The sequence below is a fragment of the Pseudomonas sp. NBRC 111123 genome (genome assembly GCF_001320205.1).
GTDB classification, from domain to species: Bacteria; Pseudomonadota; Gammaproteobacteria; order Pseudomonadales; family Pseudomonadaceae; genus Aquipseudomonas; species Aquipseudomonas putida_J.
Genome location: NZ_BCAZ01000014.1, coordinates 19170 through 43089, shown reverse-complemented (window position 1 = coordinate 43089; position 23920 = coordinate 19170). Strand labels below are relative to the sequence as shown.

General features: G+C 64.7%; 21 protein-coding genes. 14 read left to right on the top strand and 7 right to left on the bottom strand.

The features are described from left to right. Nucleotides 1-136: 136 nt before the first annotated feature. Together APH27_RS09765 and APH27_RS09760 are read left to right on the top strand one after the other, a co-directional pair. Nucleotides 137-1543: an adenosylmethionine--8-amino-7-oxononanoate transaminase gene (locus tag APH27_RS09765; protein ID WP_027920666.1), complete on the top strand. Its 1407-nt coding sequence runs from the start codon at nucleotides 137-139 to the stop codon at nucleotides 1541-1543. Between the two features lie 175 nt (nucleotides 1544-1718). Continuing rightward, nucleotides 1719-2438: a 16S rRNA (uracil(1498)-N(3))-methyltransferase gene (locus APH27_RS09760; protein ID WP_027920665.1), complete on the top strand. Its 720-nt coding sequence runs from the start codon at nucleotides 1719-1721 to the stop codon at nucleotides 2436-2438. On the opposite strand, the gene APH27_RS09755 is transcribed toward APH27_RS09760, so the two are convergent. The 7 genes from APH27_RS09755 to APH27_RS09725 form a co-directional block, all read right to left on the bottom strand. After that, nucleotides 2435-3052 carry a hemolysin III family protein gene (locus APH27_RS09755; protein ID WP_027920664.1) on the bottom strand — a complete coding sequence of 206 codons (618 nt, stop codon included), beginning with the start codon at nucleotides 3050-3052 and terminating at the stop codon, nucleotides 2435-2437. The two genes, APH27_RS09760 and APH27_RS09755, sit on opposite strands and share 4 nt — an antisense overlap. 164 nt (nucleotides 3053-3216) lie before the next feature. After that, nucleotides 3217-3690 (bottom strand): chemotaxis protein CheW, encoded by a 474-nt coding sequence (locus APH27_RS09750; protein ID WP_027920663.1) that lies wholly within the window; start codon nucleotides 3688-3690, stop codon nucleotides 3217-3219. Next, nucleotides 3683-8569: an Hpt domain-containing protein gene (locus APH27_RS09745; RefSeq protein ID WP_060484676.1), complete on the bottom strand. Its 4887-nt coding sequence runs from the start codon at nucleotides 8567-8569 to the stop codon at nucleotides 3683-3685. The genes APH27_RS09750 and APH27_RS09745 overlap by 8 nt, the downstream gene beginning before the upstream one ends. A gap of 9 nt (nucleotides 8570-8578) precedes the next feature. Further along, on the bottom strand, nucleotides 8579-10603 hold the full coding sequence (locus APH27_RS09740) for a methyl-accepting chemotaxis protein (RefSeq protein WP_256208141.1): 2025 nt from the start codon (nucleotides 10601-10603) through the stop codon (nucleotides 8579-8581). A gap of 47 nt (nucleotides 10604-10650) precedes the next feature. Beyond that, entirely contained in the window at nucleotides 10651-11205 is a 555-nt protein-coding gene (locus tag APH27_RS09735) for a chemotaxis protein CheW (protein WP_008094837.1), read from the bottom strand. After that, nucleotides 11202-11567, bottom strand: coding sequence for a twitching motility response regulator PilH (pilH, locus tag APH27_RS09730; RefSeq protein ID WP_027920660.1), 366 nt, complete (start codon nucleotides 11565-11567; stop codon nucleotides 11202-11204). The genes APH27_RS09735 and pilH overlap by 4 nt, the downstream gene beginning before the upstream one ends. Before the next feature lie 46 nt (nucleotides 11568-11613). Then, on the bottom strand, nucleotides 11614-12015 hold the full coding sequence (locus APH27_RS09725; protein WP_027920659.1) for a PleD family two-component system response regulator: 402 nt from the start codon (nucleotides 12013-12015) through the stop codon (nucleotides 11614-11616). Between the two features lie 196 nt (nucleotides 12016-12211). On the opposite strand from APH27_RS09725, the gene gshB reads away from it, so the two are divergent. The 12 genes from gshB to phaZ all read left to right on the top strand — a co-directional run bounded on the left by gshB (nucleotide 12212) and on the right by phaZ (nucleotide 23857). After that, a complete protein-coding gene (gene gshB / locus APH27_RS09720) occupies nucleotides 12212-13165 on the top strand; it encodes a glutathione synthase (RefSeq protein WP_027920658.1) in 954 nt (317 codons plus the stop codon). Between the two features lie 91 nt (nucleotides 13166-13256). Continuing rightward, a complete protein-coding gene (locus APH27_RS09715; RefSeq protein ID WP_060484675.1) occupies nucleotides 13257-14162 on the top strand; it encodes an energy transducer TonB in 906 nt (301 codons plus the stop codon). 172 nt (nucleotides 14163-14334) lie between these two features. Then, nucleotides 14335-14904 (top strand): YqgE/AlgH family protein, encoded by a 570-nt coding sequence (locus APH27_RS09710; protein ID WP_027920656.1) that lies wholly within the window; start codon nucleotides 14335-14337, stop codon nucleotides 14902-14904. Further along, a complete protein-coding gene (gene ruvX / locus APH27_RS09705; protein ID WP_023378332.1) occupies nucleotides 14904-15329 on the top strand; it encodes a Holliday junction resolvase RuvX in 426 nt (141 codons plus the stop codon). Before APH27_RS09710 ends, ruvX begins: the two co-directional genes overlap by 1 nt. A gap of 58 nt (nucleotides 15330-15387) precedes the next feature. After that, nucleotides 15388-15906, top strand: a complete 519-nt coding sequence (gene pyrR, locus APH27_RS09700) for a bifunctional pyr operon transcriptional regulator/uracil phosphoribosyltransferase PyrR (protein WP_060484674.1) — start codon at nucleotides 15388-15390, stop codon at nucleotides 15904-15906. A 13-nt stretch (nucleotides 15907-15919) separates the two neighbouring features. Next, the gene (locus APH27_RS09695; protein ID WP_027920654.1) at nucleotides 15920-16924 is read left to right on the top strand and encodes an aspartate carbamoyltransferase catalytic subunit; all 1005 of its coding nucleotides are present in this window, start codon (nucleotides 15920-15922) and stop codon (nucleotides 16922-16924) included. Then, nucleotides 16921-18192 carry a dihydroorotase gene (locus APH27_RS09690; protein WP_060484673.1) on the top strand — a complete coding sequence of 424 codons (1272 nt, stop codon included), beginning with the start codon at nucleotides 16921-16923 and terminating at the stop codon, nucleotides 18190-18192. The genes APH27_RS09695 and APH27_RS09690 overlap by 4 nt, the downstream gene beginning before the upstream one ends. Nucleotides 18193-18405: 213 nt before the next feature. After that, nucleotides 18406-18936: an ATP-dependent protease subunit HslV gene (hslV, locus tag APH27_RS09685; RefSeq protein WP_027920652.1), complete on the top strand. Its 531-nt coding sequence runs from the start codon at nucleotides 18406-18408 to the stop codon at nucleotides 18934-18936. Nucleotides 18937-19009: 73 nt separating this feature from the next. After that, complete coding sequence (hslU, locus tag APH27_RS09680) at nucleotides 19010-20353, top strand: ATP-dependent protease ATPase subunit HslU (protein WP_027920651.1); 1344 nt, start codon at nucleotides 19010-19012, stop codon at nucleotides 20351-20353. Nucleotides 20354-20526: 173 nt separating this feature from the next. Further along, a complete protein-coding gene (locus APH27_RS09675; RefSeq protein WP_027920650.1) occupies nucleotides 20527-20904 on the top strand; it encodes a gamma-butyrobetaine hydroxylase-like domain-containing protein in 378 nt (125 codons plus the stop codon). 359 nt (nucleotides 20905-21263) lie between these two features. Next, on the top strand, nucleotides 21264-22943 hold the full coding sequence (phaC, locus tag APH27_RS09670; RefSeq protein WP_060484672.1) for a class II poly(R)-hydroxyalkanoic acid synthase: 1680 nt from the start codon (nucleotides 21264-21266) through the stop codon (nucleotides 22941-22943). Nucleotides 22944-23005: 62 nt separating this feature from the next. Beyond that, on the top strand, nucleotides 23006-23857 hold the full coding sequence (gene phaZ / locus APH27_RS09665) for a poly(3-hydroxyalkanoate) depolymerase (RefSeq protein WP_027920648.1): 852 nt from the start codon (nucleotides 23006-23008) through the stop codon (nucleotides 23855-23857). Nucleotides 23858-23920 lie beyond the last annotated feature (63 nt).

The following is a 23920-nucleotide window of genomic DNA, read 5'->3' as shown; positions in this document are numbered from 1 at the left end:
CAGGCCGGCACCGTCCACATCCGCAAGCTGCAAGGGACCCGCACCAGCCCTCATTGACCACTAGCGGTTGTCCTGCCCCCTGGCTTTGCTTAGGCTTACGCGGTCAAAGCAGGCAGCAAAGCCAGGAGAAGCGCCGATGGGCCTCAACGATCAGTGGATGCAACGCGACCTCAAGGTCCTGTGGCACCCCTGCACCCAGATGAAAGACCACGAGCAACTGCCGCTGATCCCAATCAGACGTGGTGAAGGCGTATGGCTTGAAGACTTCGATGGCAAGCGCTACCTGGATGCCGTGAGCAGCTGGTGGGTCAACGTGTTCGGCCACGCCAACCCGCGCATCAACCAGCGCATCAAGGACCAGGTCGACCAGCTGGAACACGTGATCCTCGCTGGTTTCAGCCACCAGCCGGTAATCGAGCTGTCCGAGCGCCTGGTAGCCATGACACCGGCCGGCCTGGACCGGGTGTTCTATGCCGACAATGGCTCGTCGTGCATCGAAGTGGCGCTGAAGATGAGCTTCCATTACTGGCAGAACATCGGCAAACCGGCAAAAAAGCGCTTTGTCACGCTGACCAACAGCTACCACGGCGAAACCATTGCCGCGATGTCGGTGGGTGACGTGCCACTGTTCACCGAAACCTACAAGGCACTGCTGCTCGACACCCTCAAGGTGCCAAGCCCGGACTGCTACCTGCGCCCCGAGGGCATGGGCTGGGAAGAGCACTCGCGCAACATGTTTGCTGCGATGGAGCAGACCCTCGCCGAGCACCACGAAACCCTCTCGGCGGTGATCATCGAACCGCTGATCCAGGGCGCCGGTGGCATGCGCATGTATCACCCGGTATACCTCAAGCTGCTGCGCGAAGCCTGCGACCGCTATGACGTGCACCTGATCCACGACGAGATCGCCGTCGGTTTCGGCCGTACCGGCACCCTGTTCGCCTGTGAGCAGGCCGGCATCCGCCCAGACTTCCTGTGCCTGTCCAAGGCCCTGACCGGTGGCTACCTGCCGCTGGCTGCCTGCCTGACTACCGAGAAGGTGTACCAGGCGTTCTACGACGACTATCCGACCCTGCGCGCGTTCCTTCACTCGCACAGCTACACCGGCAACCCGCTTGCCTGCGCCGCCGCCCTGGCGACGCTGGACATCTTTGAACAGGACAACGTGATTGAGGCCAACAAGGCCTTGGCCACGCGCATGGCCAGCGCCACTGCGCACCTTGCCGATCATGCCCACGTCGCCGAAATTCGCCAGACCGGCATGGCCCTGGCCATCGAGATGGTCCAGGACAAGGCCACCAAGGCCGCCTATCCGTGGCAGGAGCGCCGTGGCCTGAAAGTGTTCGAACACGCCCTGACCCGCGGCGCCCTGTTGCGCCCGTTGGGCAGCGTGGTGTACTTCCTCCCGCCGTACGTGATCACCCCGGAGCAGATCGACTTCCTGGCCGAAGTGGCCAGCGAAGGCATCGACATCGCCACCCGCAACAGCGTCAGCGTTGCCGTACCGGCCAACTTCCACCCCGACTTCCGCGACCCAGGCTGAGTCCCGGCACCTGCGCCATCCTCTGTAGGAGCGGCCTTGTGTCGCGAAAGGGCCGCAAAGCGGCCCCGGCAAGTTTTGCTGCGAAACTGAAAACCTGGGGCCGCTTTGCAGCCCTTTCGCGACACAAGGCCGCGCCTACAGGGGACGATGTCCCTTCCCCATTCCGAGCTGAACCATGAGACTGTCCCGCTTCTTCATCGACGCCCCCCTGAGCCTTGGCGAGCATGACTTGCCCGAAGCCCAGGCCCACTACATCGGCCGCGTCCTGCGCATGGCCCCCGGCGACGCCGTGCAACTGTTCGACGGCAGTGGCCAGGAATTTCTCGGCCAGTTGCTCGAGGTCGGCAAGAAGACCGTGCGTGTCAGCCTCGATCAGGCCCTCGCCGGCCAACCCGACTCGCCGCTGCACGTGCATCTCGGCCAGGGCCTGTCCCGTGGCGAGCGCATGGACTGGGCAATCCAGAAGGCCACCGAGCTTGGCGCCAATGCAATCACCCCGATCGTCAGCGAACGCTGTGAAGTGCGCCTGAAAGATGAGCGTGCCGACAAGCGCCTGGCCCACTGGCGCCAGGTGGCGATCAGTGCCTGTGAACAATGCGGCCGTTCGACCCTGCCGGTCATTCACCCGCCAGTGACCTTGGCCGAGTGGCTCAAGGGCAGCGACGCCGACCTCAAGCTGGTCCTGCACCCGGTCGCCGAACCGCTGACCAGCCACGACAAGCCGGCAACGCTGGCCTTCCTGATCGGCCCGGAAGGCGGCCTGAGCGACGCGGAAGTCGAGCAGGCCAAGGCCGCTGGCTTCCATGCTGCACGCCTCGGCCCGCGGGTCTTGCGCACCGAGACCGCGCCAGTGGTGGCGCTGTCGGTGGCGCAGCAGTTGTGGGGCGATTTCTAACGCACGTACAGCGACACCGCCACGAAGTGCATGAGGCTGCCGGCAATCACGAACAGGTGCCAGATGCCGTGCCAGTGGCGGAAGCGGCTGTCGAAGGCGAAGAAGATGATGCCGACGGTATAGAACACGCCGCCGGCCGCCAGCCAGGCGAAGCCCGCAGTACCGAGGCTTTGCAGCAATGGCTTGACCGCCACCAGCACGATCCAGCCCATCACTGCATAAATGATGATCGACAGGATGCGCGCCTCCGAGCGCGGCTTGATCTCCTGCAACATGCCGATCACCGCCAGCCCCCAGACCACGCCGAACAGGCTCCAGCCCCAGGGCCCACGCAGGCTGACCAGGCAAAATGGCGTGTAGCTGCCAGCGATCAACAGGTAGATCGACAGGTGATCGAGCTTGCGCATGATCACCTTCGCCCGCCCGCGGGTGCTGTGGTAGAGCGTGGAAATGCTGTAGAGCAACAGCAAGGTGCTGCCGTAGATGGAGAAGCTGACGATCTTCCAGGGGTCGCCCTGCAGGCCCGCGACGACGATCAGCCAGATGCCACCGATACAGGCCAGGACAGCACCGACCAGGTGGGTCCAGGCATTGAAGCGTTCACCGTAGTACATGCAAACATAGACCTCCTGATCCGAGCTGGGTTCCTATTCCGGCCCTTTCGCGGCAGTTCGACGCCTCGCTAAACCCTCTCCCAAAGGAATTGCACAGGCTTCAAAGGCAGTGCAATTACTGTGGGAGCGGGTTCACCCGCGAAAGGGCCATCAGCCCGTGCATCCTACCCAAGGGCAGGTTGCAGTTCCGCGTCACGCACCAACCGTTCCAGCCCGACCAGGTCCGGCACCCGCGCCACTTGTTCCCCCACCTGCACGGCGGCCAGCTCCAGGCTGCCCAGCGGCACATCCACATAGTTGAGCTGATTATCGAGCTTGCACGAGCGGGGGATGTCCTGCAGCAGCACCGCCAGATAGCGCAGGCCGGTATCCCCCAGCGCATTGAGCACCACGATCCGCGCGCGCTCGCCGCACGGTGTTTCACCACCACAGGCTGCCTCGAAGCCGATCAACGGCAAATGTTGCTGGCGCCAGTCGATCCAGCCCAGGTGCCAGGCTGGGTCGCCCGGATCGCACACCAGGTTACGCTGGCCGATCAGCTCGACCACTGCGACGTTGGGCAACACCAAGGTGCGGTCGCCCAACGGCAACAGCAGGCCGGTAAGGCTGCTGCGCTGCCCTGCAATCAGTTCAAGCATGGCGATGGCTCCAGTGGGCGATGCTCTGCAGCAGCACCGACTCCTGATAAGGTTTGCCCAGGTAATCGTTGACGCCAATGGCCATGGCCCGGTCGCGATGCTTCTGCCCGGTGCGTGAAGTGATCATGATGATCGGCAGGTCTTTCAGGCGCTCGTCGCGGCGAATTCGGGTGGCCACTTCGAAACCGTCCATACGCGGCATCTCGATGTCCAGCAACAGCACGTCCGGCCGGTGCTCTTCCAGCAGGGCCATGGCATCGACACCATCCTTGGCGGTCATCACGTTCATGCCATGGCGCTCCAGTAGCCGGCTGGTGACCTTGCGCACGGTGACCGAGTCGTCCACCACCATCACCAGCGTAGCCCTTCGCGGTGCCGGGCCGAACAAGGTGCGCTGCACCCCACTGCCACCGGGCAGGCGTGCCAACCGCCGCTGCTGGCCGCGCAGCTGCCCCAGCAGGTCAAGGATCAGCACCACCCGGCCATCACCGAGCAAGGTCGCACCCGAGAGCCCCGCCACCGCGGCAAACTGCGGGCCGAGGCTCTTGACCACGATTTCACGGCTCGGCGACAGGCTGTCCACCTGGATAGCGAACGACTGCTCCTGGGAATGCACAAGCAACACCGGCAACGGCACGCTCTGCCCCAGCAGCACGGGGCGCGGCAGACCTTGCAGCAGCTCGCCCAGGTAACGCAAAGCGTACTCATGGCCGCCGTAGACATATCGCGGGGTATCCAGTTGGTAACAGGCGGCCAGTTCAGCCGGCGGTACACGCACAATACCCTCAATGGTGTTGAGCGGAATGGCGTACTGCTCTTCGCCCAGGTGCACCATCAAGGCGCGGTTGATCGACACGGTGAACGGCAAGCGGATCAGGAAGCGTGCGCCCTTGCCCAAGGCCGACTCGATGGTCATCGAACCGCCCAGTTGCTTGACCTCTTCATGCACCACGTCCATACCCAGGCCGCGCCCGGAAATCTGGGTGATCTTCTCGGCCGTGGAAAAGCCCGGGCGCAGGATGAATTGCAGGATCTCGTGGTCGCTCAGCTGTGCCTGAGGGTCCAGCAGGCCGCGTTTGATCGCCTTGCGCCGCACTGCTTCCAACGGTACACCGGCGCCATCGTCGGTCATCTCGATGACGATGTCGGCGCCTTCATGCAGCAGGTTCAGGTGAATGGTGCCCTGCTCCGGCTTGCCCGCGGCCAGGCGTACCTCACGGGCTTCCAGGCCATGGTCGACGGCATTGCGCAGCATGTGCTCCAAGGGCGCGACCATGCGTTCGAGCACGCTGCGGTCCAGCTCGCCCTCGGCATTGCCGACCACCAGCTCGACTTGCTTGCCCAGCTCGCTGGCCACCTGGCGCACCACCCGCTGCAAGCGCGGCACCAGGCGTTCGAATGGCACCATCAGGGTCGCGGTCAGGCCTTCCTGCAACTGGCTGTTCACGCGCGCCTGTTGCTGCAGCAGGCTATACGCCTCCTGGGCACGCTGGGTCAGGGTTTCCTTGAGGTCGAGCAGGTCGGAGGCCGACTCGAACAGTGCCCGCGACAATTGCTGCAACTGTGAATGGCGGTCCATTTCCAGCGGGTCGAAGTCTTCGTAGGCGTCCCCCTCGAACGCCTGCCGGCTACTGATCCGCCCCTGTGTCTCGATGTCCAGGCGCAGCAGCTGGTCGCGCATGCGCTCCAGCGTGGTTTCCATCTCGTTGAGGGCGAACTGGGCGTCATTGACCTGCTGTTCGATACGGCCGCGAATGATCGAATGCTCGCCGGCCAGGTTGCCCAGGTCGTCGAGCAGTTCGGCGTCGACCTTGACCATGTCGCCAGGCGCCCGCTCCGGTGCCGCGGCCGGTGTTTCGGCCGGTGCGGTGTCGGCCGGGGCCTGGCCGGCAGCACTGTCGGTCAGGGCGGCGCTGCTGAAGTTGCGAATGTAGTCGATCAGCGCGGTAGCGGCGTGCAACGGCTGGCCCAGGCGCACCGCGTCGAGCATGTGCGCCAGGCGGTCATGGCAGTTCTGCAGCAGCGCGAACAGCGGCCCGCTCGGCGGCAAACGCCCGGCGGCGAGCAGTTCGTAGAGAAATTCCAGTTCATGGGCCAGGTCGCCGATGGCGGTAATCTCGACCATGCGCGCACCACCCTTGAGGGTGTGCAGGTCACGCAACAGGTTCTCCACCTCCACGCCGTTGCGCGGGTCAGCCTGCCAGCGTGCCAGGGCAGCGGCGGCGCTTTCGACGATGTCCGAGCTTTCTTCAAGGAAGACTTCCAGCAGCTCCTTGTCGCCCGGGCTTTCCGCCTCATCGGCCAGCTCCGGCAAATCAGACAGAGGCGTAACGGTGTCGCGGCTCACCAGGCCAGTAGCATCCGGCGCCAAGGCGCCATCCAGCAGACCGCGCAAGGCATCGACGCAATCAGGTCGCGGGCTGACGTCCTGCCCTGCAGCCACCTCGTCGAGCATGTCCAGCATGGCTTCGTGGGCTTGCTGCGCAACGGCGAAGAAGCGCGGGCTGGCGCCCAGGCTGCCCTCCTCCACGGCGCCGTAGAGGTCGAGCAGCGCCTCGCAGACTGCATCCATCTGCCACAGGTCGGCCAGGTGCGCGGCGTGGCCAAGGCTGGTCAGCTCATCGAGCAAGGTATCCAGTGGTTCGCGCTGCCCTGGCTGCTGCTGCCAGCGCGACAGCAAAGATTCGGCATCCAGCAGGGTATCCATGGCCTGGACCAGGAAGCTGGCGATCAACTGTGGGTCGCGCTTGCCATGGCGGGGCTGCTGGTGTTCGGCATGCAGACTGGCCAGGCGCAAATCCACCGCTTCGCCAACCTGCTCGATCAATTGGGCCGCCCCCGGGATGGCGGCCAGCGGCGCACTGCCAAGCTGCCCCAAGCCCTGCTGGAACAGGCCATGAGCCGTTTGCAGCCATTGCATCTCCGCCGCCTGCAACGGTAGCTGGTGGCCCCGGTACTCGCGTACCAGGCGGTCGAAGGCGGTGGCCAGTTCGGCGATCGGCATGACCCCGGCCATGGCTGCACTGCCCTTGAGGGTGTGCAGGGCGCGTTGCAGGCTGTCGCTGACTTCGCTGCCCTGGTCGCCTGCGCCCTGCAGGAAGCCTTCGAGGCTGGCCAGGTGGCCCTGGGCTTCGTTGCGGAAGATATCCAGCAGCTGCGGGTCCAGGCCATCGATGTCGGCGCTGACGGGCGTGTCATTCTCGGCCAGGGCGTGCAGGTGACTCGCCAGCTGTTCGATCTCGGTCAACTGCGGTAACTGGCCAGCGGCAAAATCGGCCAGCAGGTCCGGCAGGTGGACGAATACCTGCTGCAGCGCAACTGCGCCCTCCGGGGTCAGGGCGATGCGCCCCTCCAGTACCCGGTTGAGCAGGTGCTCCCCTCCCCAGGCCAGCTCGGCCACCGCCTCGGCATGCACCATGCGCCCGCTGCCCTTGAGCGTGTGCAGGTCACGGCGCACTTCGATCAGGGCATCGCGCAGACGGTTGTCGGCACGCCAGCGCAACCAGTGCCGCTCGATCTCAGGCAACAATTCGCCGGCTTCTTCGAGAAACACCTCACGCAATTCATCATCGACGCCATCACTGCCGTCCTGCGCGTCGGCCGGGCCCGCATGGGTGCACTGCACGCCCAGTGCCGTCAGGCTGGCACGGGCCATGTCGAGGAACGGCTGGGCATCGGCCAGTGGGTCGGCGACCCTCCATTGCAGGTAGCACTCGGCGGCGCTGAGGGCGTCGGCCAGGTGGGCCAGTTCATCCGCCGGCGGCTCCACGTCCAGGTGTTGCAGCCAACCTTGCACATAGCCCGCGCACCCTGCCAAGACCTCGGCAGCAGCTGGCAGCATCAGCATCGCCAGGGCGCCGCGCACCTGTTGCAAAAGGCCCGGAAGCGGCTGCAGGCGTTGCCTCGGCCAGCCGGACTCCAGGCAATCGCCGATCAGGTCCTTGGCCTGCTGCAACACCGATAGCGACTCATTCAGCACCAGCTGGCGGATCTCAGCCAGGTCGGAACCGGGCAGGCCGCCTTGCCCGCTTTCTTCCGGCAGGACCATGCCGTTGAGCGTAGCCTCCACATACAACAGGGCACCGGCCACATCCATCGATACCGCGTCGTCTACCTCGCGTTCGCCCTGGGCCAGGTTCTGCAGCGCCAGCACCTGGTCGATGATCACCCGCCGGGGTTGCTGGAAGCCCAGAACTGCCAGGGTGTCGGCCACATGCCGCAGGGGCGCGAGCAGCGCCTCCAGGTCTTCATTGTGTTGGCGGTCGCCGCGCACGAACTGGTCCAGCCGTTCCTTGATCCGTACCAGGTCGTCACACAATGCGCTGACCACCGAGCGCAAGGCATCGCGCCCGGGCCCGGCCTGCATCTGTTCGCGCCAGTTGCCCAGCGACAGGTCGAGGTTGGCCAGGTCATCGGAGCCGGCAAAGCGCTGCGCGGCGCCGCTGATCAAGCTGGCCTGAGCCAAGGGCTCGACGCCACGGCAGGCGCGCAGCTGGTTGAGCAGCGGCAGCATCACCAGTGGCAGGTCATGACGCGCACCGCGCAACCGTTCCAGGTAGGACGGCAGTTGCTCCAGGCCGCGGAACAGCGGCCCCAGGCAGTCACCGCGGGGGCTCACCTGGCCCTCGGCCAAGGCCTTGGCCAACCACTCCAGCTCTTCGGCCAAGCGCGTGGCACCGCGCAGCTCAAGCATGCGCAGGCAGCCATGTACCTGGTGCAGGTTATCCACCACGAAGGCCAGCATCGACAAATCGTTGGTTTCACCGGCAAAGCGCTCCAGGGCCTGACGGGCCTGGCTCAGGCAATCGAAGATGGCGGCGCGGGTCCAGGCCAAGGCTACGGTATCGTGGCGCTCGGGGCTTGTGGCGGCAGGAGCCATGGCTTTTCCTCAGCGGCGCTCGGCGGGTGCCGGCAGGGTGAAACCAGAGACCGAGCGGCGCATCTCGCTGGCCATCCGTGCCAGGTGGCGGATGCTGTCGGCGGTGGCGCCGGAACCGGCGGAGGTCTGTGCGGTGATCTGCTGGATCACCGCCATGGTGTGGGAAATCTGCCCGGCAGACGATGTCTGCAACTGGGCTGCGTCAGAGATGCTGTGGATAAGTTCGGCGAGGTTCTGCGATACACCTTCGATCTCGGCCAGCGCCACACCAGCATCCTGGGCCAGGCGCGCACCGCGCACCACCTCGGCGGTGGTCTGCTCCATGGAGATCACCGCCTCGTTGGTGTCCGCCTGAATGGTCCGCACCAGCGCTTCGATCTGCCGGGTCGCCGAGGACGAGCGCTCGGCCAGGCGCTGCACTTCGTCGGCGACCACGGCAAAGCCACGGCCAGCTTCACCCGCCAACGAGGCCTGAATCGCCGCATTCAGCGCGAGGATATTGGTCTGGTCGGCAATATCATCGATCAGGCTGACAATGTCGCCAATTTCCTGGGAAGACTCGCCCAGGCGCTTGATTCGCTTGGCGGTGTCCTGAATCTGCTCACGGATATTGTCCATGCCGTTGATGGTGTTGTGCACCACCTCGTTACCCTTGTTGGCGATTGCCACCGAGCGCTCGGCGACCTTGGCCGACTCATAGGCATGTGCGGAAACCCGGTCGATCGATTCGACCATGTCACCGACTGCTTCCGACGCCTCGCTGATCTGTTCGGCCTGGTGCTCCGAGGCCTTGGCCAGCTGGCGTGCGGTGTTCTGCGTGTCCTGCACGGCAGCCGCAACCTGCTCGGCACTGTGGTTGATGGTGGCCACCAGATCGCGCAGCTGGTCGACGGAGTAGTTGATCGAGTCGGCGATGGCACCGGTGAAATCTTCGGTCACCGAGACGGTGACGGTCAGGTCGCCGTCGGCCAGCTCTTCGATCTCATCCAGCAAGCGCATGATCGCTTGCTGGTTACGCTCGTTCTTTTCTGCGGTTTCATGCAACTGGCGGTGGGTAGTGCGTACCATCACCAGGCCGATCAGGATGATCGATGCCAGCGCCAGCAGGCCCAGCGCGTAACCACCTACGGTATCCAGGGTGCGGCCACTGGCCAGGTTTTCGAAACCGTTGGCCAGGTGCGAGGCCTCATCGAGCAAGGTCTGCGACAGACTGAAGATGTTGCCGGCCGCTTCGCGTACGCGGAACAGCTCGGGCGAGGTTTCGAGGATTTCATCGACGGAACCGGCCACGAACTGGAACAACTCGGCAATTTCTGCCAGGCGGGCGCGGGCGTCTGCGTCCTCGACGCGGGTCACCTGGATGGCCGGGTTGCCGCCCAGCATGCCCTCGAGCACCTGGCCGAAGCGGCTGGCATCGCGGCCGAAGGTATCGGCAGCCTGCGCCGCCGTGTCATCGCCAGCCAGTACCGTGTTGACCGAACCGAGAATACGCTCGGCCAGCAGCAACTGGCGCTGGGCTACCACCACCTGGTTGGCCGGGGCGCCGCTTTGCAGCAGGATCTCGACCACTTTCTCGTACTCGACCTGCAGCTGCGGCACGGTTTCGGCGAGGGTCGCCGCCACCTGGTGCAGCGACAGCACGGTCTGTTCGCTGGCAAGAATGGTGTCGGTGTTCTTGCGCAGGTTTTCCCAGTCCTGGCGCACGGCTTCCATTTCATCGCGCACCGCAGCGGGCGCCGCAGGCAGGCCGGTGGACTTGTCGCCTTCGCGCAGGTAGCTCCAGCGCCGCTCGAAATCGTTGCGCGCATCCGACAGCAGCTTGAACGCCAGGGCCTTGCCCGCCGCCGCCTCGGTGGCATTCTTGGCGATGCGCTGGGACAACACCCGCAACTCGCCGGCATGGCCGATGTACTGCTTGTCGTGATTGGCCTGGGTGTTGAGGTAGGCGAAGTTGGCGAACAACAGGATGATCGACAGAATCAGGATCACGAACAGCACGGTGATCTGCACGATGCTGCGTGTGCGTGGGGTCATGCTGGCGGGGGCGACTGGGGTGGCCGGCTTGTTCACGTTCGAAAGTCCTATAGCGCCACGTCAAGAAAGCCCGGCGCCTGGGCCAGGGCGAAGGGGCTGAAGATCGCCCAGTTGCGTTCCCGCGGGAAGTGCCCCTGCACGAAGCGGGCGGCAGCTCGCAGCAGCGGCTGCGGTGGCGACAGCTCCAGGCTGCTCAGGGCGAAATGCTGCAGGCCCAGCACCTCGTCGACCAGCAGGCCCACGAACAGGTCCTCATGGTCCAGTACCAGCACCCGCCGCTGCTTGCCTGGCGCAGCAGGGCCAAGGCCGAAGAAGCTGCTCAGGTCCATCACCGGCAACAGCCGGCCACGCAGGTTGGCAACGCCACACACCCACGGCTGCACACCAGGCACACGGCTGCTGCGCGGCTCGCGCAGCACCTCGGCGACCTCACCCATGGGGGCGACGAACCACTGCCCGGCGATACGAAAGCCGATGCCGCTCCATTGCTGCAGGCGGGTATCCTGCGGTGGCTGGTCGGCCACCAGCAGGCGGCAGCGCCGGTCGATGTCCAGCAACAGCTCGAAGGCAGTCAGCGACGCCCCCTGCGGGCGGGTGGTCAAGCGCCCAGTACTTCTTTGAGCTTGGCGATCAACGCGTCTTCTTCCACAGGTTTGGTCAGGAAGTCGCGGGCGCCCTGGCGCGTGGCCCAGATACGGTCGGTATCCTGGTCCTTGGTGGTTACCACCACCACGGGGATGGCGCTGGTTTCCGGGTCCTTGCTGAGCTGGCGGGTGGCCTGGAAGCCGTTCATGCCAGGCATGACGATGTCCATCAGCACCGCATCCGGCTTCTCCTGGCGGGCCAGGGCCACACCGTCGGCACCGTTGTTGGCCTTGAGCACCTGGTGACCGTGCTTTTCCAGCCATTCGGTCAATCTGTACATCTCTGTCGGCGAGTCGTCGACAATCAGAACTCGGGCCATGCTGTTTCCCCATCAGGAAATTGAAGGCCGCGCCAGCGCGGCGCGGTCAGGGTGCGGGTTGTTCGGGCACGGCGAAACCAGGTACATGGGCCCTGATCGCGTCGAGCAGTTCTTCCTTGCTGAATGGTTTGGTCAGGAACTGGTCGGAACCGACCACCCGGCCGCGGGCCTTGTCGAACAGGCCGTCGCGAGACGACAGGAGAATCACCGGGATGTCCTTGAAGGCACTGTTGTGCTTGATCACCGCACAGGTCTGATAACCGTCCAGACGGGGCATCAGCACATCGACGAAGATGATCTGTGGCTGGTGATCGATGATCTTGGCCAGGGCATCGAAGCCGTCACTGGCGGTGATCACCTCGCAGCCCGCTTCGCCGAGCAACATCTGCGCGGTGCGGCGGATCGTGCGGGAATCGTCGATCACCATCACCTTCAGGGGCTGTTCCATAAGTCGCGCTACCATCGCTGCACAGTGTGGGCAGCAAGCCACTGATGGCTTGCAGCTTGAAGCTGAGGGCATTTTTAGCACACTCCGGGGGTCCGTTCCATCTGCCGCCCCCTTGACCCAGGGCGCTCACAGCGCCACCCTGAGCCACTTTTCCATCGATTCACCGCGGCCACGGGCCGCCAAGAGGAACCACCCCATGAGCGTTCGCCTCGGCATTGTCATGGACCCGATCGCGTCCATCTCCTACAAGAAGGACAGCTCGCTGGCCATGTTGCTGGCCGCCCAGGCCCGCGGCTGGGAACTGTTCTACATGGAGCAGCGCGACCTGTACCAGGCGCAGGGCAAGGCCCGCGCCCGCATGCGCCCGCTGAACGTGTTCGCCGACCCGGCGCGCTGGTTCGAGCTGGGTGACGAGCAGGACAGCCCGCTGGCCGACCTGGACGTGATCCTGATGCGCAAGGACCCGCCGTTCGACATGGAGTTCGTCTACAGCACCTACCTGCTGGAACAGGCCGAGGCCGAAGGCGTACTGGTGGTCAACCGCCCGCAGAGCCTGCGCGACTGCAACGAAAAACTGTTCGCCACGCTGTTCCCGCAGTGCACGCCGCCGACCCTGGTCAGCCGTCGCCCGGACATCATCCGCCAGTTCGCCGCCGAGCACGGTGACGTGATCCTCAAGCCGCTGGACGGCATGGGCGGCACCTCGATCTTCCGCCACCGGGCAGGTGACCCCAACCTGTCAGTGATTCTGGAAACCCTGACCGCACTGGGCGCCCAGCAGATCATGGCGCAGGCTTACCTGCCGGCGATCAAGGACGGCGACAAGCGCATCCTGATGATCGACGGCGAGCCGGTCGACTACTGCCTGGCGCGCATTCCGGCCAGCGGCGAGACGCGCGGCAACCTGGCCGCCGGTGGCCGCGGCGAAGCCCGCCCGCTGAGCGAGCGCGACCGCTGGATCGCCGCCCAGGTCGGCCCGACCCTGCGCGAAAAGGGCCTGCTGTTCGTGGGCCTGGACGTGATCGGCGACTATCTCACCGAAATCAACGTCACCAGCCCCACCTGCATCCGCGAGATCGACGCCGCCTTCAACACCGATATCGGTGGCAAGCTGATGGATGCCATTGATCGCAAGCTCAAGGCGCGCTGACCGCCGACGCGAAGCAAATGCGCGGAGTGGGGTATGATGCCGGTCCTTTTCGACTGACCTGCTGCCCCGCCCTGCGGTTGCTGGATACCTGATGACGCTGCCTGCCGACATCCCCGCCGATTTGCTGCCACCGCGCATTCGCCCGGTGGACCGGCTTGGTTTTACCCTGTTCCTGGCTGCCCTGGTGCACCTGGCGCTGATCCTTGGCGTCGGCTTTACCGTGGTCAAACCGGCTGAAATCCGCCAGACCATGGACATCACCCTGGCCACCTTCAAAAGCGAGAAAGCGCCAAAGAAGGCTGATTACCAGGCTCAGGACAACCAACAGGGCAGCGGCACCCTGGAAAAGAAAGCGGTCCCCACCACCACCGAGGTGGCGCCGTTCCAGGACAGCAAGATCAACAAGGTCACTCCCCCCCCTGCGGCCAAACCCGAAGTAGCCCCACCGCCTACGCCAGAGAAGTCCGCGGTGGCGACCAAGGCCCAGAAAGCGCAGAAGGTCGAGCCCAAACCGAAGGAAAGCAAGCCACAGCCCAAGCCGGCGGCGGCCACGCCAGACTTCGACAGCTCGCAGCTGTCGAGCCAGATCGCCAGCCTGGAGGCGGAGCTTTCCAACGAACAGCAGATGTACGCCAAGCGCCCGCGCATTCACCGCCTGAATGCAGCTTCGACCATGCGCGACAAGGGCGCCTGGTACAAGGAAGAGTGGCGCAAGAAGGTCGAGCGGGTCGGTAACCTGAACTACCCCGACGAGGCACGCCGGCAGCAGATCTACGGCAATTTGCGGATGTTGGTGTCGATCAACCGCGATGGCTCGCTGTATGAGGTGCTGGTGCTGGAGTCGTCCGGGCAGCCTGTACTGGACCAGGCGGCGCAGCGCATCGTGCGGCTCGCGGCGCCATTTGCACCGTTTACCGGGGACCTGGCCGAGTTCGACCGGCTGGAGATCATCCGCACCTGGCGCTTTGCCCGCGGCGACCGCCTGTCCAGTAACTGATCTGAAATTGGCGGGGCTGCTTAGCGGCCCTTTCGCGACACAAGGCCGCTCCCCAGAAACCGCGCGAGCCCTGTGGGAGCGGCCTTGTGTCGCCAAAGGGCTGCACAGCAGCCCCAAAACAGCCAAGCCGAGCACCTTGTCAGCCTCGCTACCTGGCGCCACACTATCCCCCATGAAAACCCTCAGCCCGAGCTACCTCAAGCATCAGTTCCTGATCGCCATGCCGCACATGGCTGATCCGAACTTTGCCCAGACCCTCACGTACATCGTCGAGCACAATGCCAATGGCGCCATGGGCCTGGTGGTCAACCGACCACAGGAGCTGAACCTGGCCGACATTCTCGAGCAGTTGCGCCCGAACGAGGTACCTCCAGCCAGCACCTTGCAGGTCCCCATCTACCAGGGTGGCCCGGTGCAGACCGACCGCGGTTTTGTCCTGCACAGCGGCGAATGCAGCTATCAGGCTACCGTCGAGCTGCAAGGCCTGTCGCTGTCCACCTCGCAGGACGTGCTGTTCGCCATCGCCGAAGGCGCCGGGCCACAAAAAAGCTTGATCACGCTCGGTTATGCCGGCTGGGAAGCGGGCCAGCTGGAAGCTGAACTGGCCGATAACGCCTGGCTCAACTGCCCGTTCGACCCGGACATCCTCTTCGCCATGGCCAGCGAACAGCGCCTGGGCGCTGCAGCCCGCAGCCTGGGCATCAACCTCAGCCTGCTGACCAGCCAGGCGGGGCACGCCTGATGGCCGAGCTACGTCTATTGTTGGGGTTCGACTACGGCAGCAAACAGATCGGTGTGGCCGTCGGCCAGGTGATTACCGGCCAGGCCCGCGAGCTTTGCGTGCTCAAGGCGCAAAACGGTGTACCGGACTGGAATCAGGTTGAGAAGCTGATCAAGGAATGGAAGCCCGATGCCATTGTCGTCGGCCTGCCGCTGAACATGGATGGCACGCCCAGCGACATGAGCGAGCGCGCCGAAAAGTTTGCCCGCCGCCTCAATGGCCGCTTCAACCTGCCGGTGCACACGCACGACGAACGCCTGACCACCTTCGAAGCCAAGGGCGAGCAGATGGCCCGTGGCGGCCGCCACGGCAGCTACCGTGACAACCCGGTCGACGCCATTGCCGCAGCCCTGCTGCTGCAAGGCTGGCTGGAGGCCAATACCTGATCTTTCCGCGTTTACGTCGGGGCAATCACAACGCCCCCGGCGCCCCAGGAGATACGCAATGAGCCTACCCAATCCCGCCGACCTGATCCGGCAGATGGCTGTCGACCTTCGCGCCCATCTGGCCCGCCGCGCCATCACCGAGCCGCGCTTCATCGGCATCCGCACTGGCGGTGTCTGGGTTGCCCAGGCCCTGCAGCAGGAAATGGCCGACCAGTCCCCACTCGGCACCCTGGACGTGTCGTTCTATCGCGATGACTTCAGCCAGAACGGCCTGCACCCACAGGTGCGCCCGTCGGAGCTGCCGTTCGAGGTCGAAGGCCAGCACCTGGTGCTGATCGACGATGTGCTGATGAGCGGTCGCACCATCCGCGCCGCACTCAACGAACTGTTCGATTACGGCCGCCCGGCCAGCGTTACCCTGGTCTGCCTGCTCGACCTGGATGCCGGTGAACTGCCCATCCGCCCCAATGTGCTCGGCGCCACCCTGTCGCTGGCTGCCAATGAACGGGTAAAATTGACCGGCCCCGCACCGCTCGCCCTCGAGCGCCAGGACCTCGCCACTGCTTCCGCCCTTTAAGAGTCCCCTCGCGATGACGCCAATCGACGCCAAGCGCCCGCTGCAGCTCAATGATCAGGGCCAGCTACGCCATTTCCTCTCGCTCGACGGTTTGCCCCGCGAACTGCTCACCGAGATCCTCGACACCGCCGACTCGTTCCTTGAAGTCGGCGCCCGGGCCGTGAAGAAAGTCCCGTTGCTGCGCGGCAAGACCGTGTGCAACGTGTTCTTCGAGAACTCGACCCGTACCCGCACCACCTTCGAACTGGCTGCCCAGCGCCTGTCGGCCGACGTGATCAGCCTGAACGTGTCGACGTCCTCGACCAGCAAGGGCGAGACGCTGTTCGACACCCTGCGCAACCTCGAAGCCATGGCCGCCGACATGTTCGTCGTGCGCCACTCCGATTCCGGCGCCGCGCACTTCATCGCCGAGCACGTGTGCCCGGACGTCGCCGTGATCAACGGCGGTGACGGCCGCCACGCGCACCCGACCCAGGGCATGCTCGACATGCTGACCATCCGTCGCCACAAGGGCAGCTTCGAGAACCTCTCGGTAGCGATCGTCGGCGACATCCTGCACTCGCGCGTGGCCCGCTCCGACATGCTCGCGCTCAAAGCACTGGGCTGCCCGGACATCCGCGTGATCGGCCCGAAAACCCTGATCCCGATTGGCATCGAGCAATACGGCGTGAAGGTCTACACCGACCTCGCCGAAGGCCTGAAAGACGTCGACGTGGTGATCATGCTGCGCCTGCAGCGTGAGCGCATGGCGGGCGGCCTGCTGCCCAGCGAAGGCGAGTTCTACCGCCTGTTCGGCCTGACCACCGCGCGCCTGGCCGGCGCCAAGCCCGATGCCATCGTCATGCACCCAGGCCCGATCAACCGCGGTGTGGAGATCGAATCGGCGGTGGCCGACGGCAAACACTCGGTGATTCTCAACCAGGTCACCTACGGCATCGCCGTGCGCATGGCCGTGCTGTCCATGGCCATGAGCGGGCAGAACGCGCAACGTCAATTCGACCAGGAGAACGCCCTGTGACCATCAGTATTCTTGGCGCCCGGGTCATCGACCCTGTCAGCGGCCTGGACCAGGTCACCGACCTGCACCTGGACGGCGGGCGCATTGCCGCCATCGGTGCCGCCCCGGCCGGCTTCAGCGCCAGCCGCACCATCGCCGCTGACGGCCTGATCGCCGCGCCCGGCCTGGTCGACCTCGGCGTCTCCCTGCGCGAGCCGGGCTACAGCCGCAAGGGCTCCATCGCCAGTGAAACCCGCGCCGCCGTGGCCGGTGGCGTCACCAGCCTGTGCTGCCCGCCGCAGACCAAGCCGGTGCTGGACACCTCGGCAGTGGCCGAGCTGATCCTCGACCGCGCCCGCGAAGCCGCCAACAGCAAGGTCTACCCAATCGGCGCCCTGACCAAGGGCCTTGAAGGCGAACAGCTGGCTGAACTGGTTGCCCTGCGCGACACCGGCTGCGTGGCCTTTGGCAATGGCCTGAAAGAAATCCCCAACAACCGTACCCTGGCCCGAGCCCTGGAATACGCCGCCACCTTCGACCTGACCGTGGTGTTCCACTCCCAGGACCGCGACCTGGCCCAGGGCGGCCTGGCACATGAGGGCGCCATGGCCAGCTTCCTCGGCCTGCCCGGCATTCCCGAGACCGCCGAAACCGTGGCCCTGGCGCGCAACCTGCTGCTGGTGGAACAGACCGGGGTGCGTGCGCACTTCACCCAGATCACCAGCGCCCGTGGTGCACGACTGATCGAGCAGGCCCAGCAGCTGGGCCTGCCGGTGACGGCAGACGTGGCGCTGTACCAGCTGATCCTCACCGACGAATCGCTGCGCGAGTTCTCCAGCCTGTACCACGTGCAGCCGCCACTGCGCACCGCTGCCGACCGCGACGGCCTGCGCGCAGCGGTGAAATCGGGGGTCATTCAGGCGATCTCGAGCCACCACCAGCCCCATGAGCGCGATGCCAAGCTGGCACCGTTCGGCGCCACCGAACCGGGCATCAGCAGCGTCGAACTGCTGCTGCCGCTGGCAATGACCCTGGTCGAGGACGGCCTGCTCGACCTGCCAACCCTGCTCGCCCGCCTGAGCAGCGGCCCGGCCAAGGCCATGCGCCTGCCGGCCGGCGAACTGAAAGTCGGCGGCGCGGCCGACCTGGTGCTGTTCGATCCCAAGGCCTCGACGATTGCCGGTGAGCAATGGCTGTCGCGCGGCGAAAACTGCCCATTCATCGGCCACTGCCTGCCGGCTGCCGTGCGTTATACCTTGGTCGATGGGCACATCTGCCACGAGGCCTGAGTAGGGCCCTTCGCGGGTAAACCCGCTCCCACAGGGACCCTGCTGCCCTCAGGCGCAGCACTATACCTGTGGGAGCGGGTTTACCCGCGAAGGAAGCAATGCAGATATTCCTGCCAAGCGCGACCATTCATCCCCCGCGGTTGAAATCTTCCTCCCCACCCCCATATGAGTCTGCATCAGGCAATTTTGCCCCGCTGCGTGGAGACTCTCCCCTTGACCACCATCGTTTCTGTCCGCCGTAACGGCAAAGTCGTCATGGGCGGCGACGGCCAGGTATCCCTCGGCAACACCGTAATGAAAGGCAACGCCAAGAAGGTCCGTCGCCTGTACAACGGCGAAGTGATCGCCGGTTTCGCCGGTGCTACCGCCGATGCATTCACCCTGTTCGAGCGCTTCGAAGCCCAACTGCAGAAACATTCCGGTCACCTGGTGCGTGCAGCTGTCGAGCTGGCCAAAGAGTGGCGTACCGACCGCTCCCTGAGCCGCCTGGAAGCCATGCTGGCCGTAGCCAACAAAGACGCATCGCTGATCATCACCGGCAACGGTGACGTGGTCGAGCCGGAAGACGGCCTGATCGCCATGGGTTCCGGTGGTGGCTATGCCCAGGCCGCGGCCCGCGCCCTGCTGAACAAGACCGACCTGTCGGCCCGGGAAATCACCGAGGCTGCCCTGAACATCGCCGGTGACATCTGCGTGTTCACCAACCACAACCTGACCATCGAGGAGCAGGACCTGGCCGAGTGATCAGCTGTTCTGGCGTCCCGCTCGCAGCGGGACTTTTCCACGCCGAACACTCCGCCTCAGGACCGTATTGATCATGTCCATGACCCCCCGCGAGATCGTCCACGAACTCAACCGCCACATCATCGGCCAGGACGACGCCAAGCGCGCCGTTGCCATCGCCCTGCGCAACCGCTGGCGGCGGATGCAGCTCCCCGCCGAGCTGCGTGCCGAAGTGACGCCGAAGAACATCCTGATGATCGGCCCGACCGGCGTCGGCAAGACCGAAATCGCCCGCCGCCTGGCCAAGCTGGCCAACGCGCCGTTCCTCAAGGTCGAAGCGACCAAGTTCACCGAAGTCGGCTACGTCGGCCGCGACGTCGAGTCGATCATCCGTGACCTGGCCGATGCCGCGCTGAAAATGCTGCGCGAGCAGGAAATCGTCCGCGTACGCCACCGTGCCGAAGACGCCGCCGAAGACCGCATCCTCGACGCCCTGCTGCCGCAGGCGCGGGTCAGCAGCTTCAGCGAGGAAGCCGCGCAGACCAGCACCGATTCCAACACCCGCCAGCTGTTCCGCAAGCGCCTGCGCGAAGGCCAGCTGGACGACAAGGAAATCGAGATCGAAGTCGCCGAGAACATGGGCGTCGAAATCGCCGCGCCACCCGGCATGGAAGAGATGACCAACCAGCTGCAAAGCCTGTTCGCCAACATGGGCAAGGGCAAGCGCAAGACCCGCAAGCTGAAGGTCAAGGAAGCACTGAAGATGGTGCGTGACGAAGAAGCCAGCCGCCTGGTCAACGAGGAAGAACTCAAGGGCAAGGCCCTGGAAGCAGTCGAGCAGCACGGCATCGTGTTCATCGACGAAATCGACAAGGTGGCCAAGCGTGGCAATGTCGGCGGCGCCGATGTATCCCGTGAAGGCGTGCAGCGCGACCTGCTGCCGCTGATCGAAGGCTGTACCGTCAACACCAAGCTGGGCATGGTCAAGACCGACCACATCCTGTTCATCGCCTCCGGTGCGTTCCACCTGAGCAAGCCAAGCGACCTGGTGCCAGAGCTGCAAGGCCGCCTGCCGATTCGTGTAGAGCTCAAGGCGCTGACCCCGGAAGACTTCGAGCGCATCCTCCAAGAGCCGCACGCCTCGCTGACCGAGCAGTACAGTGCGCTGCTGAAGACCGAAGGCCTGAACATCGAGTTCGCCGCCGACGGTATCAAGCGCCTGGCCGAAATCGCCTACCAGGTCAACGAGAAGACCGAGAACATCGGTGCTCGCCGCCTGCACACCCTGCTTGAGCGCCTGCTCGAAGAGGTGTCGTTCAGTGCCGGTGACCTGGCCAGCACCCACGACGAAGCACCGATTCTCATCGATGCGGCGTATGTGAATGGCCACCTGGGTGAGCTGGCACAGAACGAAGACCTGTCGCGCTACATCCTGTAAGACCGCAGGGGGCCGCTTTGCGGCCCTTTCGCGACACGAGGCCGCTCCTACAGGGGAACGCAAACTCCTGTAGGAGCGGCCTCGTGTCGCGAAAGGGCTGCGCAGCAGCCCCCTTGCACAATGGCCTGAATCACTCGAAGCTTGCACCATCAGCTCTCAAGAGACTCCAGACCATGGCTCGCCTGCCCACCGCCATCAACCTGCACAAAGCCTCCAAGACCCTCAGCCTCACCTACGCCCCCGGCGAGGTATATCAGCTGCCCGCCGAATTCCTGCGCGTGCACTCGCCTTCCGCCGAAGTCCAGGGGCACGGCAATCCCATCCTGCAATTTGGCAAGATCAACGTCGGCCTGGCCGGCCTGGAACCTGCTGGCCAATATGCACTGAAATTGACCTTCGACGACGGCCATGACAGCGGCCTGTTCACCTGGGAGTACCTCGAGCAACTGTGCCTGCGCCAGGAGCAGCTATGGGCCGAGTACCTCGATGAGCTGCACAAGGCCGGCAAGTCCCGCGACCCGGCCGAATCGGTGGTCAAACTCATGCTCTAGCTCAAGCTCAAGCTTCCCAGGCTTTAGAGCGCATTTTCTAATCTCATCTGTTTGAATGCCTTACAGACAACTCTTCAACGGGTTGTCTTGCGCATTACATGAAAGTCGGGTAACCAATGGAGCTGGCAAGTTCCCTGCATCGCCTTCAGGGCAATCAGGCACTGGCCGGTATGTAGAGGTCGCGAGCGAAAGCAGGCTGTCTTCACACGCAGAATCCCCCGCAGCTCATCGCCGAATGCATCCGGCCCGCAGCACCGCTGTTCCTTATCACTGGTCACCCGAGTAGTGGTACCGGGCTGTCCGCTGTGCATTGCGCCACAGCAATCCGGTACTCGTCTCAGGACAACGGAGCGTCGTAGATGAGTAACAAGAACAACGATGAGTTGCAGCGGCAAGCCTCGGAAAACACCCTGGGGCTGAACCCGGTCATCGGCATCCGCCGCAAGGACCTGCTGAGCTCTGCGCGTACCGTGCTGCGTCAGGCCCTGCGCCAGCCGCTGCACAGTGCCAAACATGTGGCGCACTTCGGCCTTGAGCTGAAGAACGTGCTGCTGGGCAAGTCCAACCTCGCCCCGGAAGGCGACGACCGTCGCTTCCAGGACCCGGCCTGGAGCAACAACCCGCTTTACCGCCGTTACCTGCAGACTTACCTGGCCTGGCGCAAGGAGCTGCAGGAGTGGATCGGCAACAGCGACCTGTCGCCCCAGGACATCAGCCGTGGCCAGTTCGTCATCAACCTGATGACCGAAGCCATGGCGCCGACCAACACCCTGTCCAACCCGGCGGCGGTCAAGCGCTTCTTCGAAACCGGCGGCAAGAGCCTGCTGGACGGCCTGTCCAACCTGGCCAAGGACGTGGTCAACAACGGCGGCATGCCCAGCCAGGTCAACATGGACGCGTTCGAGGTCGGCAAGAACCTCGGCACCAGCGAAGGCGCCGTGGTCTACCGCAACGATGTGCTGGAGCTGATCCAGTACAGCCCCATCACCGAGCAGGTGCATGCCCGCCCGCTGCTGGTGGTGCCCCCGCAGATCAACAAGTTCTACGTCTTCGACCTGAGCCCGGAAAAGAGCCTGGCGCGCTTCTGCCTGCGTTCGCAGCAACAGACCTTCATCATCAGCTGGCGCAACCCGACCAAGGCCCAGCGTGAATGGGGCCTGTCGACCTACATCGATGCCCTCAAGGAAGCGGTCGACGCGGTACTGGCGATCACCGGCAGCAAGGACCTGAACATGCTCGGCGCCTGCTCCGGTGGCATCACCTGCACCGCTCTGGTCGGCCACTACGCCGCGCTGGGCGAGCAGAAAGTCAACGCCCTGACCCTGCTGGTCAGCGTGCTGGACACCACCATGGACACCGAGGTCGCGCTGTTCGTCGATGAGCAGACGCTCGAGGCTGCCAAGCGCCACTCCTACCAGTCCGGGGTGCTTGAAGGCAGCGACATGGCCAAGGTGTTCGCCTGGATGCGGCCCAACGACCTGATCTGGAACTACTGGGTCAACAACTACCTGCTCGGCAACGAGCCACCGGTGTTCGACATCCTGTTCTGGAACAACGACACCACGCGCTTGCCCGCCGCCTTCCACGGCGACCTGATCGAGCTGTTCAAGAACAACCCGCTGATCCGCCCGGATGCCCTGGAAGTGTGCGGCACTGCCATCGACCTGAAGAAAGTCCAGTGCGACATCTTCAGCGTCGCCGGCACCTCCGACCATATCACCCCGTGGCAGTCGTGCTACCGCTCGGCGCACCTGTTCGGCGGCAAGATCGAGTTCGTGCTGTCCAACAGCGGCCACATCCAGAGCATTCTCAACCCGCCAGGCAACCCCAAGGCCCGCTTCATGACCGGCGCCGACCGCCCGGGCGACCCGGTGGCCTGGCAGGAGAACGCCGAAAAGCATGCCGACTCCTGGTGGCTGCACTGGCAAACCTGGCTGGGCGAACGCGCCGGCGAGCTGAAAAAGGCCCCGACGCGCCTGGGCAACCGCGCCTATGCCGCCGGCGAGGCTGCACCGGGGACTTACGTCCACGAGCGTTGAGTCGCAATGCCGTGGCGCGCGGAGCGTGCCACGGTGCATTATCAAGCCACAGAGCCACGCGCATGCCGCTACCCTACATATTCCGCACCGTCGAGCTGGACGACCAATCCATCCGTACCGCGGTGCGCCCGGGCAAGCCGCACCTGACGCCGCTGCTGATCTTCAATGGCATCGGCGCCAACCTGGAGCTGGTGTTCCCGTTCATCGAGGCACTGGACCCGGACCTGGAAGTCATCGCCTTCGACGTCCCCGGCGTGGGTGGCTCGTCCACCCCGCGCCACCCTTACCGCTTTCCCGGCCTGGCCAAGCTGACCGCACGCATGCTCGACTACCTGGACTACGGCCAGGTCAATGTCATCGGCGTGTCCTGGGGCGGCGCCCTGGCCCAACAGTTTGCCCATGACTACCCCGAGCGCTGCAAGAAGCTGGTGCTGGCAGCCACCGCTGCAGGTGCAGTGATGGTGCCGGGCAAGCCCAAGGTGCTGTGGATGATGGCCAGCCCAAGGCGCTACGTGCAGCCATCGCATGTCATCCGTATCGCGCCGATGATCTATGGCGGCGGTTTCCGCCGCGACCCGGAGCTGGCCATGCACCATGCGGCCAAGGTGCGCTCGGGCGGCAAGCTGGGCTACTACTGGCAGCTGTTTGCCGGGCTGGGCTGGACCAGCATTCACTGGCTGCACAAGATCCAGCAGCCAACCCTGGTGCTGGCCGGCGACGACGACCCGCTGATCCCGCTGATCAACATGCGCCTGCTGGCCTGGCGAATTCCCAATGCCCAGCTACACATTATCGACGACGGTCATCTGTTCCTGATCACCCGGGCCGAGGCCGTCGCCCCCATCATCATGAAGTTTCTCCAGCAAGAACGTCAGCGCGCGGTCATGCATCCCAGTCCGGCCTCTGGTGGCTGAATTGTTGCTTGCTGTTGCAAGAGCACAACTGATGAGTACGACCGTGGCCTGACAAGGGAGTTG

What these genes read in the sequence shown, in the direction of transcription:
- APH27_RS09760 (WP_027920665.1), top strand. Translation starts at nt 1,719, where the DNA reads ATGAGACTGTCCCGCTTCTTCATCGACGCCCCCCTGAGCCTTGGCGAG.
- APH27_RS09755 (WP_027920664.1), bottom strand. Translation starts at nt 3,052, where the DNA reads ATGTACTACGGTGAACGCTTCAATGCCTGGACCCACCTGGTCGGTGCT.
- APH27_RS09710 (WP_027920656.1), top strand. Translation starts at nt 14,335, where the DNA reads ATGAAAACCCTCAGCCCGAGCTACCTCAAGCATCAGTTCCTGATCGCC.
- gshB (WP_027920658.1), top strand. Translation starts at nt 12,212, where the DNA reads ATGAGCGTTCGCCTCGGCATTGTCATGGACCCGATCGCGTCCATCTCC.
- APH27_RS09715 (WP_060484675.1), top strand. Translation starts at nt 13,257, where the DNA reads ATGACGCTGCCTGCCGACATCCCCGCCGATTTGCTGCCACCGCGCATT.
- APH27_RS09675 (WP_027920650.1), top strand. Translation starts at nt 20,527, where the DNA reads ATGGCTCGCCTGCCCACCGCCATCAACCTGCACAAAGCCTCCAAGACC.
- pilH (WP_027920660.1), bottom strand. Translation starts at nt 11,567, where the DNA reads ATGGCCCGAGTTCTGATTGTCGACGACTCGCCGACAGAGATGTACAGA.
- APH27_RS09740 (WP_256208141.1), bottom strand. Translation starts at nt 10,603, where the DNA reads ATGACCCCACGCACACGCAGCATCGTGCAGATCACCGTGCTGTTCGTG.
- APH27_RS09765 (WP_027920666.1), top strand. Translation starts at nt 137, where the DNA reads ATGGGCCTCAACGATCAGTGGATGCAACGCGACCTCAAGGTCCTGTGG.
- phaZ (WP_027920648.1), top strand. Translation starts at nt 23,006, where the DNA reads ATGCCGCTACCCTACATATTCCGCACCGTCGAGCTGGACGACCAATCC.
- hslU (WP_027920651.1), top strand. Translation starts at nt 19,010, where the DNA reads ATGTCCATGACCCCCCGCGAGATCGTCCACGAACTCAACCGCCACATC.
- phaC (WP_060484672.1), top strand. Translation starts at nt 21,264, where the DNA reads ATGAGTAACAAGAACAACGATGAGTTGCAGCGGCAAGCCTCGGAAAAC.
- APH27_RS09750 (WP_027920663.1), bottom strand. Translation starts at nt 3,690, where the DNA reads ATGCTTGAACTGATTGCAGGGCAGCGCAGCAGCCTTACCGGCCTGCTG.
- pyrR (WP_060484674.1), top strand. Translation starts at nt 15,388, where the DNA reads ATGAGCCTACCCAATCCCGCCGACCTGATCCGGCAGATGGCTGTCGAC.
- APH27_RS09745 (WP_060484676.1), bottom strand. Translation starts at nt 8,569, where the DNA reads ATGGCTCCTGCCGCCACAAGCCCCGAGCGCCACGATACCGTAGCCTTG.
- APH27_RS09695 (WP_027920654.1), top strand. Translation starts at nt 15,920, where the DNA reads ATGACGCCAATCGACGCCAAGCGCCCGCTGCAGCTCAATGATCAGGGC.
- ruvX (WP_023378332.1), top strand. Translation starts at nt 14,904, where the DNA reads ATGGCCGAGCTACGTCTATTGTTGGGGTTCGACTACGGCAGCAAACAG.
- APH27_RS09725 (WP_027920659.1), bottom strand. Translation starts at nt 12,015, where the DNA reads ATGGAACAGCCCCTGAAGGTGATGGTGATCGACGATTCCCGCACGATC.